Raw genomic sequence first — 18,629 nt, 5'->3', positions numbered from 1 at the left:
TTCAAAATCACTCGCAAACAGAACGCCAAATCACACAAATGTCACAGTGTTAATTTGCAGCAACAACTAAATTTTTGGTATTCATGGAAACAAAAAAAAGCCCGTATCTAACGATAAATACGGGCATCTCAATCAGGAGCACATCGAATGCTCTATAGGGGTAGAGAGAGTATGGTCGCGATGCAAATGTTAGAAAAGAGTAAACATTCGCAGATACACTTCCCCTTTTATGCCGCTTTGGCACCTCGTGGCGTTTCATTAAAATGACGTTTATATTCGCGACTGAACTGCGACGGACTGGTGTAACCAACTAAACGCGCCGCATCGTTCACCCGTTTGCCTTCAACCTGAATCAACTCTTTCGCTTTATTCAAGCGAACTTTTTTCAGGTACTGCAAAGGCGATTCCATCGTCACACCGCGAAATGCCTGATGGAACGCAGAGACGCTCATATTGGCCTCTTCCGCCAGTAATTGCACCGTTAACTGCTGATCATATTCGCGGTGCACTTTACTCAGCGCTTTCGCAACACGTGCGTAATGCCCCTCATGATGGGCCAGGTCGAACAAAACATGGCCTTCGCAACTGGTCAACGCACGATACACCATCTCTTCCATCAGTGACGAACCGAGAATTTGCGCTTCCAAACCGTCATTGAGAGCATTCATTAATCGTTTACAGGTATTGAGCATCTCTTCACCCATTCGCACCGATTTCAGGCCACACTGATTCTCTTTATCCTGATTGCACGGTTTGAAACCTGCCTGTTCCAACATGTCGACCTGTTTAAGCAGAATCGAATGATCAATATCGATACTCAAACCCAACATGGGTTTGCCATCTTCGACAATCGCCTCGCATTCCAGCGGCATCGGAACGCCAACCACCAAATAGTCATTCGGGCCGTATTGCACCGGGTTGGGTCCGATGTGGATGTTTTTCTGCCCCTGACCGAGAATGATGATGCCCGACTGATAGATAAACGGACGACGCTGATTACCAGCACTACTGCGATAAAACCAGACGCCCGGAATCTCGGTTTCAGCAATGCCTTCTAATTGATGTAATGATTGACGCTCAACATAATGTTGCATCAGTTCAGCCAACTCAGTCATGCTTGTTCACTCCGTATTCAATATCGCGCCAAATTGCCACATCTTGTAGAAATAGGCAATTTATTTACAGGAATCGCTCTATTAAGAGTAACAATCAAAGACTATTATGCATTTCGTAACTCCCTGAACATGTGTAGCGCGTGGATCAGGAAACACTGCCTTTGGGGGAAATTTCCCCCTTTTTTGATGCACGAGGTGAGAACAATGCAATTTACCTATGTTAACCCTACACGTATTCATTTTGGTCAGGCGCAAATCGCAAAGATTCAGAACGAAATTCCACAAAATCAAAAAGTTCTGGTGATCTACGGCGGAGGCTCGATCAAACGTAACGGCGTTTACGACCAAGTGGTTGCCGCGCTGAAAGACCACACTTGGGTCGAATTTTCAGGCGTTGAGCCAAACCCAACAAAAGAAACACTGGACAAAGCCGTCGCGATCGTCAAAGAACAAGGTATCGACTACATTCTTGCCGTTGGTGGTGGTTCAGTTATTGATGGTTCTAAATACGTTGCTGCAGCAGCCAAATACAACGGTGACGGTTGGGATATTCTTACCGGCAAACACGCTGTGTCTGACGCAACATCAATCGGTGCGATCCTGACTCTGCCAGCAACCGGTTCGGAATCGAACTCAGGTGCTGTAATCACCAAAGCGGAAACGCAAGACAAACTGGCATTTATGTCTAAATTCGTGCAGCCAACATTTGCGGTAATGGATCCGGACGTGATGAAAACTTTGCCTGAACGCCAACTGATTAACGGTATCGTTGACGCTTGGGTACACGTATGCGAGCAGTACATCACTCTGCCAGCTGATGCGATGGTTCAAGACGGTTACGCGGAAACGTTGCTGAAAAATCTGCTAGTGCTGGGCCGTAACTTTGCAGGTCGTGACAACGATTCATGGCGCGCAAACCTGATGTGGACTGCCAACCAGGCGCTGAACGGTCTGATTGGTACTGGGGTGCCACAAGACTGGGCAACTCACATGATTGGTCATGAACTGACAGCACTGTGGCATGTGGACCACGCTCGTTCTCTGGCTATCGTTCAACCTTCTTTACTGCGTAATCAGATTGAAGCGAAACGTGCAAAACTGGAGCAGATGGGCAAAAACGTATTTGGTCTGGAGCAGACGGCAGATCTCGCTGAACGCACCATCGATGCGATTGAAGCCTTCTATCATGAGCTGAATGTAGCGACTCAGTTTGCCGACCACGGCTTGTCTCACACTGAAGCGGTTGACGCGGTCATCGCTCAATTGGAAAGTCACGGCATGCTGAAACTGGGCGAAAACCACGCGATCACACTCAAAGAATCACGTGAAATTCTTTCCAGTGCTTTAGTGTAAGTCTCTGACAAAGCTAACAATAAGTTAAAGGCCTACTATAACCCTAGTATTCCTGTTAATATTTGGCAGCGCATTCGCGCTGCCTTTATTTTTTGGGAAATCACATGTGGCCAACCATCCTGCTGCTGTCTAGCATTCACCTGTTCACCATAGAACGCGGGCCGCGTTGGCTATTTTATGGCTCAAAGCCCCTACCCGTTTTATTGATGGCGGCTCTAATTACGCTCAATCCGACGGTGGATGCCAACCTTGCATTCTGGATATTCAGTGGTTTGATTCTCTCCGCCATTGGCGATGTACTGCTTTCTCTTCCCAAAGATAAATTTATCAGCGGCCTGAGCAGCTTCCTGCTTGCCCACATCTGCTATGTTCTTGGTTTTATTGGCATGGTGAACACCATATCCTGGTGGATACCCGTCATGATCCTGGCTCTCGGGATTCTGGCCTTTTTACTGCTCCTGCCTAACCTAGGCACCATGACGTTGCCCGTTGCCATTTACATTCTGATTATTGTTGCGATGGGCTCCGCCACCGCAGAATACTGGCTCAGTTACAACAGCAGTTCCGCCCGTCTGGCATTCACCGGCGCCTGCATCTTTATGGTGTCGGATCTGGTGCTGGCTATCGATCGTTTCCGCTCGTCGTCCAAGTTCTCGCGCCATGTCGTGATGTTCACCTACTACACAGCACAGGCGCTACTCACGCTGTCGGTACTCGATTCCTGATCAGCCTTTTGATTTGAACTCTTCTTTTTCCAGACCGTGTTTTTTCATGCGCAGGTAGAGTTTCTTACGCGGGATTTGCAAGTAATTGGCCGCATCCGCTACGCGCCCCGAATAGAGAAACAACGCATCTTCGATAATCTGCTTCTCATAATCATCCACCAGTTCATCAAGCGGAGAGGTCATCTCCACTTGATTGTAAATTCGCTCTTTACCCGTCAGTTTAACGATGCCGATGGCATACAACTCCGCAACGTTGCGCAGCTCTCGAACATTTCCCGGCCATTGATGGGCACGCAGCAGCGCCAGATAACTGCTGTCAACCGAAGGCATTGATTTACCAAGCTTATGACAGCTTTGTTTGAGGAAATAATGGAATAACGCAGCAATATCATCCGGACGATGACGCAGCAACGGCACGTCAATCGTGCCTTGATTCAGCAGATAATAGAGCTCCGGCAGTAACCGATCCTCTGCAATCAATTGCTCCGGATCCGGCCCGATAATAGTTATCACCCGAACTTTCGGCATGCTCATTCGTTCCTGATGCAGCAAAATGCGGCTCAAATGACGCTGCATCGTTTCAGAGAGCTGTTCCACGTTATCCAAAACCAGCGTGCCACCTTGCGCCTGTTTAACTTTATCATCGAGTTGTTCGGTGCTGGTCTCTGCCGTCACGGCCAGTTCAATCAAAGGATTGCTGTGCGCAGCAGAAGTAAGTTGGTGCACCAGATAGGCAATCGTATGACGCCCTACGCCGGATTCACCACAAATAGCGATGTGATTGTCCAACATCGCATACTGCGTCACATGCGAGCGAATACGCTCGATCTGGGCGGATTTGCCGACCAGTTCACGTTTCACGGTACGGACCAAAGAGATCTTTTGCTCGATGTAATGCCTGCGCTGCTCAATATGCTGCTTCACCAGCGTCAGCAATACAGGTGGATTAATCGGCTTTTCGAGAAAGTCACACGCGCCAAGTTTCACCGCTTCCACCGCCATAGGGATATCTCCATGTCCAGTCACGACAATCACCGGGATCCGCTCATCGATCTGCTTAATGGCTTTCAACACGTCCATACCATGCATCGTCGGCATGTACATATCCAGCAGCACCACGCCATTCCAGTCTTCAGAGAGCTGAGTCAGAGCCTCAACAGGATCTAAATGCGCTTTTGAAGTCAGCCCGGAAATCGCCATCAGGTGCTGATAGGAATCGAGCACATCCTGATCATCATCAATCAATAACACCGTACTTTTAGTCATGCGCGAGCTCCAAAACCACCATTGCCCCTTTGTCTAACGTCGACGCCAGGTAAATATTGCCATTCATTTTTTCAATCAGGGACTGACAAATACTCAGCCCCAAGCCCAAGCCCACCTCTTTGGTTGAGGTGAACGGTGTAAACAGTTGTCCGACGACGTCATGAGCAAAGCCAGCCCCGGAGTCTTCAACCGCAATACGATGCCAGTGATCATCACTGCCAATCTGACTTAAGGTGACTCGTTTGACCTCGCTATTACTGACGGCATCACAACCATTGACCAGTAAGTTAATCAGCACCTGCTCCAATCCGAGCACATCCCCCATCACGCGAAGATCCGGCGCAAGTTCTGAACTCAGCGCCACTTGCTGGCGCTTCGCTTTGGCCTGCACCAGAGTTAAGGCCTGCTCCACGACGAGTTGCAGACTGAGCGCTTGCAGCGGTTCGTCGACCCGGCTCTTGCGGGCAAAGTTACGCAGGCTATTGACGATTTTTCCCATTCGCTCAGTGAGACTTTCAACCTGATCGAGACTCATGGCTATTTGCGAATGTTCTGCCTGTTCCAGCGCCAAACGCGCGGTAAAAAGGTAGGTCGACATCGCACTCAGAGGCTGATTAAGTTCATGTGCAAGGCTGGTCATGGTTTGTCCGACTACCGCCATCTTTGCGGCCTGAATCAGTTCGTTCTGCGTGCGTTTCAAGTACGCTTCAGCACGTTCACGCTCTTCCACTTCAGCCTGCAACTGCTCGTTTTTATCGATCAGGTCACGGGTTTTCTCCCGCACCCGTTCTTCAAGCAGCCGATTGGCGTGCTCCTGATCCGTTACGTCGGTAATGGTTACAATGATCTTGTCGCTCAGGCCCTGATTGAACTTGCGCAGGTAAAGCCGCAGGTAATGCGGTTTCTCTTCGCAGCCTAACGACAGAGTCACGCTTTGCGCCCCTTTTCTAATCAGGTCATCATTGGGAGCAAACAGAGCTTCGATCGAGGCTCGCAATTTTTCTGGAAAACAGCGCCACAGTGTTTGTTGCAGCTTACCCACTTCCAGCTTCAGCGTGGCTTGAGCACTTGGGTTAGCCGATTCGATCACACCTTGCAGATTGCAGGTGATCAGACTCGCCTGAGTATTGTTGATAAGGCTAAGTGCATTAGTGCGCTCCATCTCTTCCACTTTGCGCCCGTACTCAATCAACTGTTTGCTGAGCTTGCCGATTTCATCTTTGCCATCCACCACAATAGGGTGCGACAAGTCATTGTGAATGATCGCATCCAGGCTATTACTGAGGTTGGCCAGCCGAGCCACAATGCGTCGTTTCACAAAGTAATACGCCAGAATCAGACTCAGACAGATCGAAACACCAAAGCAGGCTAAGAGCACGCGGTTCCCTTCGCGGATCATCTGTGTGGTGTCGTTCTGCACATCGGTGAATGTATTGTCCGCCAACTCGACCAGCTTGGCGATTTCCGCGTGCTGAACGGAAAGCTGCTGCTGAATGTTCTGCATCAGGTCATCAAGTTCATTGTTCAACCGCACCATTTGGCTGATTCCCCGATGAAAAGGACCATCAATGACCAATAGCTCCGCCAACTCACCCAGCATCTGTTGGTAAGCAATCGAAGCTGGGATCTCGAAAATAGGCTGACTGGCGGTCTGCAGCTCTTCCAGTCGGTATTGCAAAACCTTCATCCCGTTTTCAACCTGAGTCTGATGGCTGGCCAACATCAGTTCGCGAGAGAAGGTGTAAATCTGCGCTTCACTATCCAGCAGTGATTGGATCAAATTGATTTTAGCCAGCAACGCACCAGACATTTCCCCTGCGTCGCCTCGTTCCAGTTGCCATTGCAGTTCCTGACGCAGTGGCGTCAGCTCCCAGTTGATGTCCTGATGCGTCCATTGCAGTTGCTCGATCAACATATCGATCTGGCGTTGAACATCAATACGCAGCGAGACTAACTCGCTGTAGCGTTCGGTAAAGGTGCGTAAGCGTTGATAGCCAACGCGCAACGTTTGCACCTCACTGTCATTCGCGAGCGTATTCCACACCTGATCCATGACCAGAAAATCTTGTTGTAGCCGCTCTGTCTGAGAATCCAGCACCACCTTATTGGTGGCACTGCCGATTATTTGTATCCGACGGCGAATTTCAGAGCTGCGACTTTCGAGCACATAACTGGCATTGAACTTCGGCACACTTTTTTGCAGCACTTCACTGACCTGCGATTCCAGTTTGTTCCAGTTGAACCAGGCAACCAGACAGACAGCAATCACCACCAAGGTACTGGCACCGAAGGCCAGCAATAAACGAGCGCCAATAGTGTGATACTTGGGTAAACTCATTGGCCCGCTTCTCTCAGCAGTTGTTTGATGTCAGCATTTGCTCGGTTCAGCGAGACTTCCAACTGTTTTTTCCATTCGTGACTCAGCTTGGCCAGCAACATGGCTTTGTTCGCCTGCAATTCGGTATCCTGTTCATCGGCCAGCGGATAAATACTATTGATGACGCCATCCAACGCCGATTCCGTAATAGGAACAGAAAACAGGCTGCGCTCTATCTGCAGCAAACGCGCTAATACTTCCGGCTGACTTTTAAACTGCTCGCGCGCATTGATGATCATCAGCCAGGTATCTTTCAGCGCAGGCAGACGTTTGGTTATGGTCAAATCAAACAGCAGGTTCATGCACTCTTCGCGGCGCATCATCGTCGCCATCGACAGGCGAGTGAAACTGTCACTGAACAGCGAATCATCATTGACGCCATGTTTGGAGAAATCATTGGCGTCCATGTTGGCCTGCACCCCTTTTGACATCAAGAGATCAATAAAGGCCTTGGCGTAGACATCGTTCTGCTTTTGGCTGACCTGAGCGACATATGTCGGCATCAGAGTAAACGCATCATCATAGGCAAAACTAACGTGCGGGAATTTGCGCTCGAGGATCAGTGCGTAACTGTCAATAGTCGGCCCGGCACCAAATTGGCCGCGCGCGATATAATCACTGACGCCAAAACTGCGGGAGGAGACAGTTCCCAGGTTGGCACCAACATTCATCAGTAAACGCCAGCCAGCTTCCCAGCCATATTTTTTCAGTACGCTTTCCACCATCAGCTGCGTGGTGCCCGAGCGCGCTGGCGTGCTCATCGTGACGTGGCCAAAAAACACCGGGTTGGCTAAATCGGCGAACGTCTTCGGCGTCGGCAGATGATGGGCGGCCAGATAATCTTTGTTCCAGGTGACACCCGCGCCGGAGTAACCAATGGTGACAACTTTGTTGGTCGGCGGCAGCACAAACGGATGCAGCCAGTCCGGCGTCTGAAAACGATCGGGCAGGATTGCCAGCCGGCCACTTTCCGCCAACTGCTGCATCAGGTAAGGCGAGGAGCTCAGCACCAAGTCAATATTGTTGATGTAGCTCTTATTGAGCAATTGCACGCTCGATTGCGCCCGGCGGTGAACAATCTGAACATCAACACCTTCATATTGGCGGGTAAATTCCTCTATTAAGGGCAACAAAGGTTCGCGCGAAAAGGTGGTCAGGATCACCAATTCACGTTCACTGCCCACCGCTAATGAACTCATAAGCGAGCTCAGCACCATCACATGGCGCAGCCTCAACCCACTTCGAATCCCTCGGACGAAGCGATAAATCCCTAAGTTTTGTGCGTTCAATCAAATACCCGTCAATTCATCAAAATTTGCTTGGTCAGAGATTGAGTCAACTCTGACGCATCCACATTATGAATTTTATCAATATTTGGCGCATTGCCCCTCGTCAACTTCCCACTTTTGACCCGCCTGAGTACGTCAGTTGGGTCAGTTTTGCCCCAAATCCGCCATTTTGTACCTTGTGCGCAATTCACCAATGATGCTCCCGAAACACGTAATCCGCTTTATTGTTGTTACTTATGGAGAGCATTTATGTTCAACTTCTTTAAAACCCGCCCGGATCTGCCGTTATCGGACAGCTCCAGTGCGGAGATGCAAAAACGCTACAAAAGTTTTCAATGGCAGGTCTTCTCTGGCCTGATCTTTGGTTATGCTGTCTTCTACGTCGTACGTATGAGCCTTGGCGTGGTGAAAAAGCCGATGCTGGATGCCGGCATCGTCACCATCGAAGAACTGGGTATCATGGGTTCTGCGTTCTTCTTTACCTACGCATTCGGTAAGTTCCTCAATGGCTTCTTGTCCGACTATGCGAACATCGGCCGTTTCATGTCGATCTCTTTGATGTTCTCCGGTGTTACCGCCGTTTTCATGGGGATGAATACCGTCGGCTTCTTCTTCGTTCTGCTTTGGGGCTTGAACGGTTGGTTCCAATCTGTCGGCTCCGCACCTTCTTGTGTATCCCTGTTCCAATGGTTTTCGCCGTCACAGCGTGGTAGCCGTTACTCTATCTGGGGTGGTTCACGGAACATCGGCGAAGGTATTACCTGGATTCTGACAGCATCTCTGGTGAGCTACTTCGGTTGGCGTGCAGGTTTCATCGGCGCGGGTATCGCAGCAGTAGTTGCAGCGCTAATTATGTTGAAGCTGTTGAAAGACCGCCCTCAGACTTACGGCCTGCCGGATCCGGCGTCGGCATTTGGTGAAGAAGCAGAGATCAAAAAAGCTTCTGATCCGAAAGAAACTCGCCGTGCACAGATGTTCATTCTCAAACAACCGGTGGTGTGGCTGATTGCTTTCGCTTGTGCTGCGATGTACATCTCTCGCTACGCGATGTCTTCATGGGCGGTTCTCTATCTGCAAGAGTCTAAAGGTTACTCACTGATTGACGCTGGCTTTGCGATGTCCATGTACCCAACGGCTGGTCTGGCGGGCGCAATTTTGTCCGGTATCTTGTCTGACAAAGTCTTCAAAGGTAACCGTAATATTCCTAACCTGATGTACGGACTGGCTAACGTGGCGGGTATGTGCCTGATGTTCTTCGGCCCGGACAACCGCTTCGTTGATGCAGCCGCACTCAGCATGATCGGTTTCTCTATCGGTGGTCTGGTTGTCTTCCTTGCGGGCTTAATGGCGTGTGACCTGATGCCGAAAAACGCGGTGGGCGCAGTAAAAGGTCTGATTGGCCTATGTTCATACATCGCCGCTTCTGCGCAAGAACTGATTTCAGCGTCGCTGATCAAAATCACTGAAGTGGATGGCGTATCAAAGTACGACTTCAGCAGCGCGCAGTACTTCTGGCTGGCCGCAAGTATTGTCTCTGTTCTGCTTGCTCTCACCGTTTGGAATGCGAAGAAAGTGGTCGATATCGACGACGTTGAAGGCAAAAAGCTGCAAACCAGCACCGCTTCTTAATTATTGATCTTGCAGGGGCTTCGGCTCCTGCTCTTCATTTTTGTATTTTGTTTCGTCGTTATTAGGAATTACAGATGTGTAAAACCAAAATTGTGGCTACGCTAGGCCCTGCCAGTCAGAGTCGTGAAAAGCTGACTCAACTTATTCAATCCGGCGTCAATGTCGTGCGCCTGAACTTTTCACACGGCAGCGCAGAAGAACACATTGCCCGCGCCGAACTGGTGCGGGACATTGCCCGAACGTTGAATGTCAGTGTCGGAGTGCTGGTTGATCTTCAGGGTCCCAAAATCCGCATCTCCTGCTTTGAAAATGATGTGGTACAACTCACCGCTGGCGATATCTTCATATTGGACGGTCGATTGGGTCAACAAGCTGGCAATCAGCAACGTGTCGGACTCGATTACCCACAGCTGATTGCCGACTTAACGCCAAGCAACATCCTGCTGCTCGATGATGGACGTATTCAACTGGAAGTGTTGGACGTCAATCAAGCCGAACAACAGGTCACCACCAAAGTGCTCAACAGTGGCAAACTTTCTAACCGTAAAGGCATCAACCTGCTGGGCGGTGGCCTGTCTGCACCAGCACTGACGGACAAAGATAAACAGGACATCATCACCGCCGCCAAACTGAATGCCGATTTTCTCGCGATCTCCTTCCCTCGTAATGGTCAGGATATTGAGTACGCTCGCAAGTTAGCTCAAGACGCAGGCTGCTTTGCACAAATCGTCGCCAAAGTTGAGCGCGCGGAAGTGGTCAGCAGCCTCGAAGCCATGGATGACATCATTCAGGCTTCCGACGTCATCATGGTTGCGCGTGGCGACCTTGGCGTTGAGATTGGCGACGCACGTTTGCCAAGTGTACAAAAAGTCTTGATTGCCCGCACCAAACATCACGGCAAGCCAGTGATCACCGCGACACAAATGATGGAATCGATGATTGAAAACCCTCTGCCAACGCGCGCAGAAGTGCTGGATGTTGCCAACGCCATTCTGGATGGTACAGACGCAGTGATGTTATCGGCAGAATCGGCCGCAGGCCAGTATCCGGTCGAAGCGGTTCAGGCCATGGTTCGCATTGCGACGGGCGTTGAGAACGAAGCGTCTTGTGCTCAGGACTGCTGGGACAAGCTGCATCATCTGTGCAGCGATGCGGGTAAAAGTTTTGCTCTTTCATCGATGATTTCCGCCTCAAAAGTACACAAAGATCTTGGCGTAGCCATCATCACTCAAAAGGGTGAAACACCGCTTTTGATGTCTCGTTGCCAAAGTCAGGCAACCATTTGGGCTATTTCAGATAAGCCTGAGCTACTGAACAAACTGGCTCTGCTGCGTGGTGTCACGCCGATTTATTTGCCAAACATCAACCCAAATGCCGACCAGCTATCACAACAATTGCTCAATGTATTGCGGCCTGGAGCAGAGCAGAAGCAAATTTCGTCTATTTTGCTGACGCAACTGGAATCAGTTGAAGGGGTCGGCAGCGTGAATGTCTGCCGCCTGCTGAGCCTCACCACTCCCAAAGATTTAGCGGCTTAAATTGTAGGGTTTACCGCACTCGCTGGTTCACATAGTGACCACACCCTCCCCCTGCTCCACAGGGTTTTGGCCTGCGCTTGTCGCAGGCCCTTTTTATGACCAGTTAATTTCTGCCTCTAGTGCAGCGAGCGAAGCGTCTATCGTTTGCTGAATTTCATCCAGCTTCTCACTCGCTCGTTGGCGTGGCGATGCAGCGCGCTCCACCTCCTCACACAATTTCATCAATTGTATTAAGCCCAAGCTTCCGGCCGATCCTTTGAGTTTATGGGCAGCCTGCTTGATCGCCTCTTCGCTGAGCGTTTGGTCAGCAAACTGCATCGATGTGTGCTGCGCGCCTTGTCGGAAATAGCGGACGATTTCGGCCATTTTCTCCATGCCAAGTACCTCAATATCGTCATGCAATTGCGCAGTATTGAGAATATTGTCCTGATGAGACTGGCTGTTTGTCGCCTTGTGCGGTGTATCGCTCAGCCTCAGTTGTTGCACCAGCATGCGTGCCAATTCTGACTTCACCAGCGGTTTGGGCAGATAACCGTCAAAACCGGAAGCGAGATAATGGTTCACTTCTTCATTAAATACGTGAGCCGACACCGCCACCATCGGTATCGGTGTTTGCCCTTGCTGCTGTTCCAGTGCTCTGAGCTGATTCATCAGGCTCACGCCATCTCCGTCCGGCAGATTGATATCAAGCAGCGCAATATCGAACCGCTGCTGGGCAAACACGCTCAGCGCTTGTTTAGTATTGGCTGCAATCACCACTTGATGGCCCAGGCTATTAAGAAAACCTTCCGCCACCAACTGGTTAACGTCGTTATCTTCGACCACCAACACCTTGACTGATGACGTATTGGTCAGCGGCACCTCCGCCGGTTCGGTTACCGCGTCTCCGAGTTCCAAAGGCAGAGAGAAGTAAAAGCGACTACCTTCATTGAGGCTCGATTCAACCTGCAGTTCACCTTGCATTGCTTCCACCAAGCGAGAACTGATGGCCAAACCGAGCCCTGTTCCGCCTTGAGTTGCAAGCCCAGCCTCCGCCTGAGTGAAGGCGTCAAACAAGGTTTGCTGATCGGCAGCACTGATGCCAATACCCGTATCGCACACTTCAAACAGCACGTCGCACTCGTCATTCGGGTCAGGATAAACCGCCAGGTCAACATGCCCTTGCGGCGTGAACTTAATCGCATTGCTCACTAAATTGTTCAGAACTTGTTGTAGACGGGTTTCATCCCCTTTCCAGTAATCCGCCAAATCCGAATCAATGTGCAGGTTGAGAGCTAAACCTTTTTCCTTCGCCCGGCTTTCCATCAGCTGATACACGCAGCGCAGCATGTGACGCAAATTAAAGCTGGCATGGCGAATCTGTAAATGTCCGGCTTCGATTTTTGAGTAATCCAAAACATCGTTAAGAATGGCCAATAAGTTCTGTCCGCTGCGGTCAATCACGTTGACATAATGACGCTGCGTGTCGGACAGCGGAGTATCTTGCAGCAGATGCGCGGTACCCAATACTCCGTTCATCGGGGTGCGAATTTCATGGCTCATGGTGGCGAGGAATACCGATTTAGCGCGACTTGCCTGCTCTGCATCCAGACGCGCTTTGGCATGGTTGAGTACTTCCTGATTGAGCTTTTGGTTCGTTTCGCGTAGCTGTAAGGTGCGCTCTTCAACCACATCTTCCAGATGCGCCTTGTGCTCTTGCAGCTCTCGCTTGGCCTTAACTTCGCTTTCCGCGACAACTTTCAGCGCTTTTGCGGTGTCACGAGCCGTCGCAATCGCGCGGCCCATTTCCGCCAGCTCATCATGGCCTTGCGTTTCCACTTCGACTTGTAATTGTCCTTTTGCGACCGAAAGCAGTGCCGATGTATGCCGCGCCAAGCGTTTAACCACCGATTGATACACCACGCGCCAGACAATGATCGTCGTGGCGATCAGACCAACTAAGCTAAGAACTGACAACGTCCATTGCGCCAGACTTAATGTTCGCGACAGTTCATACACCGCAGCAGTGGCCGACTGGTTAGACGTATCCACCAACTGGTTGACCCGCTGGTTCAAAGAGGCGAACTGGTCCAGCGATTGAGTGGCTAGATCCTGCGCGCGCAACGTACTGTTATGGCGTGCGATCAAATCATCAAACAGAGTCTGCTGCTGTTCCAATTGAGTGAGCAGCAGAGTCATCTGTTTGGAACGGGTTGGATCTTCAACCGCCTGGACGCGGCGCTGCATCACTTCAATATTGGTGACAAATTCCTGCTGAAGCGCGACGATACGCTGAATATCCGTGACGGTGCGGGTCTCTTCAATTTCATTAAGCACTTTGTACGCCAGCAAATGCAATTCGTGCAGGCGTTCGGACAAATCCAAATCGACCTCGACCAAGGTATCGAGCGCCTTATAAACCTGCGCCGTGCGTTTTTCCTTTAGCAGATCGTAGATATGTGTGACATTGGCCACCGCCACTGTGCTGGTGTTGAGCACCTGCGTGCGGGTGAGCTGTTCAAGCTCTTGCGCCGAAGCGCGCATGTTGAGCGCCTGGTGGTTTAGCGTTTCCGTCAGTTGCAGTTTACGTTCAACTTCTTGTCCGAGCAGACCCAGTGTATCAATCACACTTTGCACATCCGCTTCCAGTGAGCTCAGCAACTGAGTATCGGAAGAGTCCTGGCCCAGGGTTTTAACGTGTTCAAGCAACTGGCCGAGTTGTTCAAACAGGGTTTTACCAACCTGCTTACGCTGCTCTTCATTGTTAGCGGTAGAGAGCGTTTGCACCGAACCAATGATGCGATTACTGAGTTCGGCCACCTGACGCGCTTCCAGCATGGCCGGAATGGCGCTGTTGACGACCTGACGTTCGGTTTTTGAAACCTGCGAAAAACCCAACACGCCGATAATTGCGGATAGCAGCACCAGAAATGCCATCGCGATAAACGATAACAATAATTTACGTCCGATGCTGGTTTTGCTGATTCGCATATTGTTGACCTGCTAAGTCGCTTCTTTAAAGGGTGGGAATAGGCTATATTTTGCAGTGTTTACCACTGTTCGCCAATGAATAACCTCATGCTTTATCCGTTTTTTTCTCGCTTGTTTCACACACTGTTGATCCTCGCCTGCTCTGCCTTCAGTGGAATAGCGGCTGCGCAACCTAAAGTGTGCGCTCTTTATCCGCATCTGAAGGATTCCTACTGGTTGTCGATCAACTACGGCATGGTTGATGAGGCGCGCAGAGAACACATCGAACTCAAAGTGCTGGAAGCTGGTGGCTACCCAAACCAACTTAAGCAGCAGCAACAGATCAAAGACTGTATTGAATGGGGTGCCCAGGCGATTCTGCTTGGCACGGTGTCACCCAATCTATACCAGTATGACTTGAGCCGATTGACTGGCGAAGTGCCCGTATTTGCCACCGTCAACCATCTGATTTTAGACGATACTCAGCGTTCGCATCTCAAAGGAGAAGTGGGCGTCGACTGGTACTGGATGGGGTATTATGCTGGCGATTACCTCGCCAAACTTCATCCTCAAGGCAGTGGAATTACGCATATCGGATTGCTACCCGGACCAGAACAGCGTGGCGGTACGAAGCCCATGGTACAAGGTTTTTATGATGCGATTCAGCGCAGCGATATTCGCATCGACATCACTCTGTGGGCAGATAACGACAAAGAGCTGCAACGCAATCTGGTACAACAAGTGATCGAACAGCCAGGTATTGATTACATCGTCGGCAGCGCCGTTGCGATTGAAGCAGCCATCAGCGAACTCAGAAATGCTAACAAACAACAGCAGATTCAGTTGGTATCAACCTACCTCAGTCACGGCGTCTATCGGGGACTATTGCGAGACCGTGTGGCGTTCGCTCCAAGTGACAGAATGGTCGAACAAGGACGCTTATCGGCTCGTCAGGCCGCGCACTATTTACGCGGTGAATCGTACCAACATCACGCGGCACCAGAGATCGCCAAACTCACCCCAGAAACGCTGAGTGAACAGATTATTGCTGAATCGTTATCTCCATCAGAGTTCAGGCCAACTTTTGAAGTAAAAGTCGTTGAATAGCCAAGCGCTTTTGGTTATTACACACCAAGATAAGAAACATTAGGAATGGAACCAATGAAAAAAACAACGCGCACGATGGCGGCGAGCAAACACGTCGCACTGGTTGCTCACGATAACTACAAAGGCGAGCTGCTGCGCTGGGTGCAAGAAAACCGCGAAAAACTGGAGAAACATTCGTTGTACGCAACGGGTACCACGGGTCACATGTTAAGCAAAGAGACCGGATTGGCGATCACCAGTATGATCAGTGGTCCGATGGGCGGCGACCAACAGATTGGCGCACTGATTTCTGAAGGTAAAATCGATGTGCTGATTTTCTTTTGGGATCCACTCAACGCGGTACCGCACGACCCGGATGTCAAAGCGCTGCTGCGTATCGCCAGTGTGTGGAACATTCCGGTTGCCACCAACCGTGCCACCGCCAAGTTCCTGTTCAACTCTGAACTGATGGCACAAGACGTCGACATTGAAATTCCCGATTACCAAGCTTACCTGGCTGACCGCACATAAGAAAATCCCCTCAATTGAGGGGATTTTTGTTTAGCAGTGCGCCAGAAACTCAGTGGAAGTGATCACGTGGCAGCCTGCCGCTTTCATCGCAGCCAAAGCTTGCTCAGAATCTTGCGGCGACATATTCACGCCGCGGCATGCATCTTCAATCACTGAGGTCTGAAAACCGAGTGATGCCGCATCCAGTGCCGTGAACTTCACGCAGTAATCTGTCGCTAAGCCAACGATGTAGACTTCACGAATCCCTTTATCTTTCAGGTAATCCTCCAACCCTGTACTTTGCAGACGTTGGTTATCAAAAAAGCCGCTGTAACTGTCGATATCCGGATTCGTTCCTTTGTAAACCACGTAATCAATCGCGTCGGTATTCAAACCGGGAATAAACTCCGCCCCGGGTGTTTTCTGTACGCAATGATCCGGCCACATGATTTGGCTGACACCTTTAAGATCAACCACTTCACCAATCGATTTGCCTTGCACGGAAGCAAAGCTGGCATGCCCGGCTGGGTGCCAGTCTTTCGTCGCGATAACGTGTTCAAAGTGAGGCAAAAGCCGGTTTATCACAGGGACAATTACATCACCTTCTGGCACAGCCAATGCCCCACCCGGCGCAAAATCATTTTGCACATCAACTAAAATCAGCGTCTTGCTCATCATGTGTCCTTATTTGATAAAGATGTACGTTATTTCTGTTTCACCACCGGATAGTCGCTGGCCAAGAGCTCCTGCACAAACGCAGAGCCATTACCACTGTGCGTTATCCATACTTTCTCTTTCGCACGAGTCATCGCGACGTAAAACAGGCGACGCTCTTCTGCATAAGGGAAGCTATCATCAGACTGGGTCAGTGCGCCGTCGAGATGTAAACTTTTCACTCTGGCCGGGAACTGTCCCTCATCAACCGCCAACACAATCACATAGTCAGCCTCTTTGCCTTTACTGGCGTGGCAAGTCATAAACTCAATGCGCAGCGACAGGTAATGGTTTTGCCAGTCACGTAATAATTCTGGTTTGTGGTAGTGATTGCGGCCAAGCAGCAGGACCGTTTTCATGCAGCTCGCTTGGCGGTTAAGTTGATCGAGCACTTTTTCGACGTGATTGCTTGGCGCCACATACACCGCTTTCTGTTTTTGGGTTTTGAAACTGTTGAGCTCTTTCGGCAGTTGACTGGGGTTTTCCTGCACAAACCGGTTGGCAACGCTGCCAATTTGGTCATTAAATCGATAAGTGGTATCGAGATGATGGATCGTCGAATGTGGGAAACGCGCAGAAAACCCCGTCGTCAGATTGACATCAGAACCGGCAAACTGATAAATCGACTGCCAGTCATCACCAACGGCGAACAAGTTGGTAGCATCCGGTTTCTGCTCACAAAGAGACTGAATCAGTTCTAAACGCTGCGGCGAAATATCCTGATACTCATCAATCATGATGAACTTCCACGGACTATTGAACTTGCCTTTTCGGACGTAATCCGTTGCGCGGCTGATCATGATATTGAAATCGATCTGATTGCTTTCTTTAAGCATTTGCTGCCAGGCCTGATAACAAGGCCAGGTCAGCGACAGTTCGCTGTTCAGCCGTGCGTAATCGGGATGCTCAACCAACCGTTGCAATATCTCTTTCTTACCGATACTGAGCTGCGCCAACTGATCCAACTGTTTTTCCAGCCACGCAATCAGTTTCGGGTTCTCGACATGGCTGCCCAGTTCATCGTCGCCAGCCAGATAAGCAATCGGCCATTTCGCCAGATGCTTCTGCCAGCGTTTGAAGTTGGTTGGCGTCATCCAGTGGCGTTTGAGCCAATCGATGCACCACGCCTTTTTGAGCTTATCGTCCAGTGCAATCGGTGAAATCACCACGCTTTGCTCTTCCACCTGATTAAGAATATACAATCCCAATTGATGGAAAGTGTTAACACGTGCCTTTTCAGCCGCCAAGCCAATCTTATCGCTCAGGCGCTGCTCCATTTCTTTTGCAGCATCGCGGCCAAACGCCACCAATAAAATGTCTTCCGCATTGGCCAGATGGCTTTGCAGCAAATACGCAACCCTTGCCGTCAAGACACTGGTTTTTCCTGAGCCGGCACCAGCCAACACCAAGTTGTGATCGTCATTGAGCAATACAGCTTGTTGCTGCGACACATTGAGCGGTGACGATTCCAGTTTTGAGAACAGCACTTCCCAGTTCAGCCGTTCGTTTTCAATCCAGCGGTGGTTACGCTCTAACAGCGATTCACTGGTATCAAGCAGCCAGGGCGAGAGATGTTCAATATGCTCCGGCAGGCGTTTGTGCGCCTCTTCGAGAGTCATGCCCATGGTTGCAAGATCGTCAAAAACAGACGTCACCCAATTGTCGACCAAAGAATGGGGGAGAAATGACGGTAAACGTTGCAAATGAATCAGTTCATTTTGCCATTTCGGTAAGTAGTGACTGAGCTGCTCGCATTGACGGTTATGCCATTGCTGATAAATAGCAACCAGCTTATGCGCAAACTGGCGACATTCCGGCCAAGGTAATCCCTGTACCAACCAAGAGCGTTGCACACCGAGCTCTTCGTGGGCGTAGAATTGAAGCGCGCCCCAAACGAGCCCGCGATGAATTTTAATCTGCCCATTCCAGACGTTAAACGGAATACGTTCTTCACTGAGGTGCGACGAGAGCACAACCAGCTCATCTTCAAGCTCAACTTGATGATATTCGTTAGATATAAAAAATTGTGCAGTCTTTTTCGCACTTAGCTGCATTGATTATCACTCGCCGATTTCGTT

Annotated in this window: 13 protein-coding genes; 6 read left to right on the top strand and 7 right to left on the bottom strand. The window is 50.2% G+C overall.

All coding sequences use genetic code 11. The features are described from left to right. Window positions 1-227: 227 nt before the first annotated feature. Entirely contained in the window at window positions 228-1,115 is an 888-nt protein-coding gene (locus DYA43_RS20695) for an AraC family transcriptional regulator (RefSeq protein ID WP_061055558.1), read from the bottom strand. Window positions 1,116-1,319: 204 nt separating this feature from the next. Here DYA43_RS20695 and DYA43_RS20690 point away from each other — a divergent pair, with 204 nt between their 5' ends. Continuing rightward, complete coding sequence (locus DYA43_RS20690) at window positions 1,320-2,468, top strand: iron-containing alcohol dehydrogenase (RefSeq protein ID WP_032082577.1); 1,149 nt, start codon at window positions 1,320-1,322, stop codon at window positions 2,466-2,468. 104 nt (window positions 2,469-2,572) lie between these two features. Next, complete coding sequence (locus tag DYA43_RS20685; RefSeq protein ID WP_024375215.1) at window positions 2,573-3,193, top strand: lysoplasmalogenase; 621 nt, start codon at window positions 2,573-2,575, stop codon at window positions 3,191-3,193. Here the strand turns inward: DYA43_RS20685 and DYA43_RS20680 are convergent, their stop codons facing one another. The 3 genes from DYA43_RS20680 to DYA43_RS20670 are packed head-to-tail and all read right to left on the bottom strand — an operon-like array spanning window position 3,194 to window position 8,125. Continuing rightward, window positions 3,194-4,459, bottom strand: coding sequence for a sigma-54-dependent transcriptional regulator (locus DYA43_RS20680; RefSeq protein WP_061055557.1), 1,266 nt, complete (start codon window positions 4,457-4,459; stop codon window positions 3,194-3,196). It lies immediately after the preceding gene. Further along, entirely contained in the window at window positions 4,452-6,797 is a 2,346-nt protein-coding gene (locus tag DYA43_RS20675) for a sensor histidine kinase (RefSeq protein WP_061055556.1), read from the bottom strand. Before DYA43_RS20675 ends, DYA43_RS20680 begins: the two co-directional genes overlap by 8 nt. Next, window positions 6,794-8,125, bottom strand: coding sequence for an ABC transporter substrate-binding protein (locus DYA43_RS20670; protein ID WP_370446018.1), 1,332 nt, complete (start codon window positions 8,123-8,125; stop codon window positions 6,794-6,796). Before DYA43_RS20670 ends, DYA43_RS20675 begins: the two co-directional genes overlap by 4 nt. Before the next feature lie 249 nt (window positions 8,126-8,374). Here DYA43_RS20670 and DYA43_RS20665 point away from each other — a divergent pair, with 249 nt between their 5' ends. Both DYA43_RS20665 and pyk read left to right on the top strand, forming a co-directional pair. Beyond that, a complete protein-coding gene (locus DYA43_RS20665; protein ID WP_020332452.1) occupies window positions 8,375-9,754 on the top strand; it encodes an MFS transporter in 1,380 nt (459 codons plus the stop codon). Window positions 9,755-9,828: 74 nt separating this feature from the next. Next, a complete protein-coding gene (pyk, locus tag DYA43_RS20660) occupies window positions 9,829-11,292 on the top strand; it encodes a pyruvate kinase (RefSeq protein WP_061055554.1) in 1,464 nt (487 codons plus the stop codon). Between the two features lie 93 nt (window positions 11,293-11,385). On the opposite strand, the gene torS is transcribed toward pyk, so the two are convergent. After that, window positions 11,386-14,262: a TMAO reductase system sensor histidine kinase/response regulator TorS gene (gene torS, locus DYA43_RS20655; protein WP_061055553.1), complete on the bottom strand. Its 2,877-nt coding sequence runs from the start codon at window positions 14,260-14,262 to the stop codon at window positions 11,386-11,388. Between the two features lie 75 nt (window positions 14,263-14,337). Between torS and torT the strand changes: the two genes are divergently transcribed. Beyond that, complete coding sequence (gene torT, locus DYA43_RS20650) at window positions 14,338-15,348, top strand: TMAO reductase system periplasmic protein TorT (protein WP_061055552.1); 1,011 nt, start codon at window positions 14,338-14,340, stop codon at window positions 15,346-15,348. A 54-nt stretch (window positions 15,349-15,402) separates the two neighbouring features. Beyond that, window positions 15,403-15,858 carry a methylglyoxal synthase gene (locus DYA43_RS20645; RefSeq protein WP_020433155.1) on the top strand — a complete coding sequence of 152 codons (456 nt, stop codon included), beginning with the start codon at window positions 15,403-15,405 and terminating at the stop codon, window positions 15,856-15,858. A gap of 30 nt (window positions 15,859-15,888) precedes the next feature. Here the strand turns inward: DYA43_RS20645 and pncA are convergent, their stop codons facing one another. Continuing rightward, on the bottom strand, window positions 15,889-16,512 hold the full coding sequence (pncA, locus tag DYA43_RS20640; protein WP_047462149.1) for a bifunctional nicotinamidase/pyrazinamidase: 624 nt from the start codon (window positions 16,510-16,512) through the stop codon (window positions 15,889-15,891). Window positions 16,513-16,541: 29 nt separating this feature from the next. Then, on the bottom strand, window positions 16,542-18,605 hold the full coding sequence (helD, locus tag DYA43_RS20635) for a DNA helicase IV (protein ID WP_061055551.1): 2,064 nt from the start codon (window positions 18,603-18,605) through the stop codon (window positions 16,542-16,544). Window positions 18,606-18,629 lie beyond the last annotated feature (24 nt).

It is taken from the genome of Vibrio fluvialis, from assembly GCF_900460245.1.
Classification (GTDB): Bacteria; Pseudomonadota; Gammaproteobacteria; order Enterobacterales; family Vibrionaceae; genus Vibrio; species Vibrio fluvialis.
The sequence above is the reverse complement of the archived record's forward strand: the minus strand, read 5'-3'. Positions and strand labels throughout refer to the sequence as shown.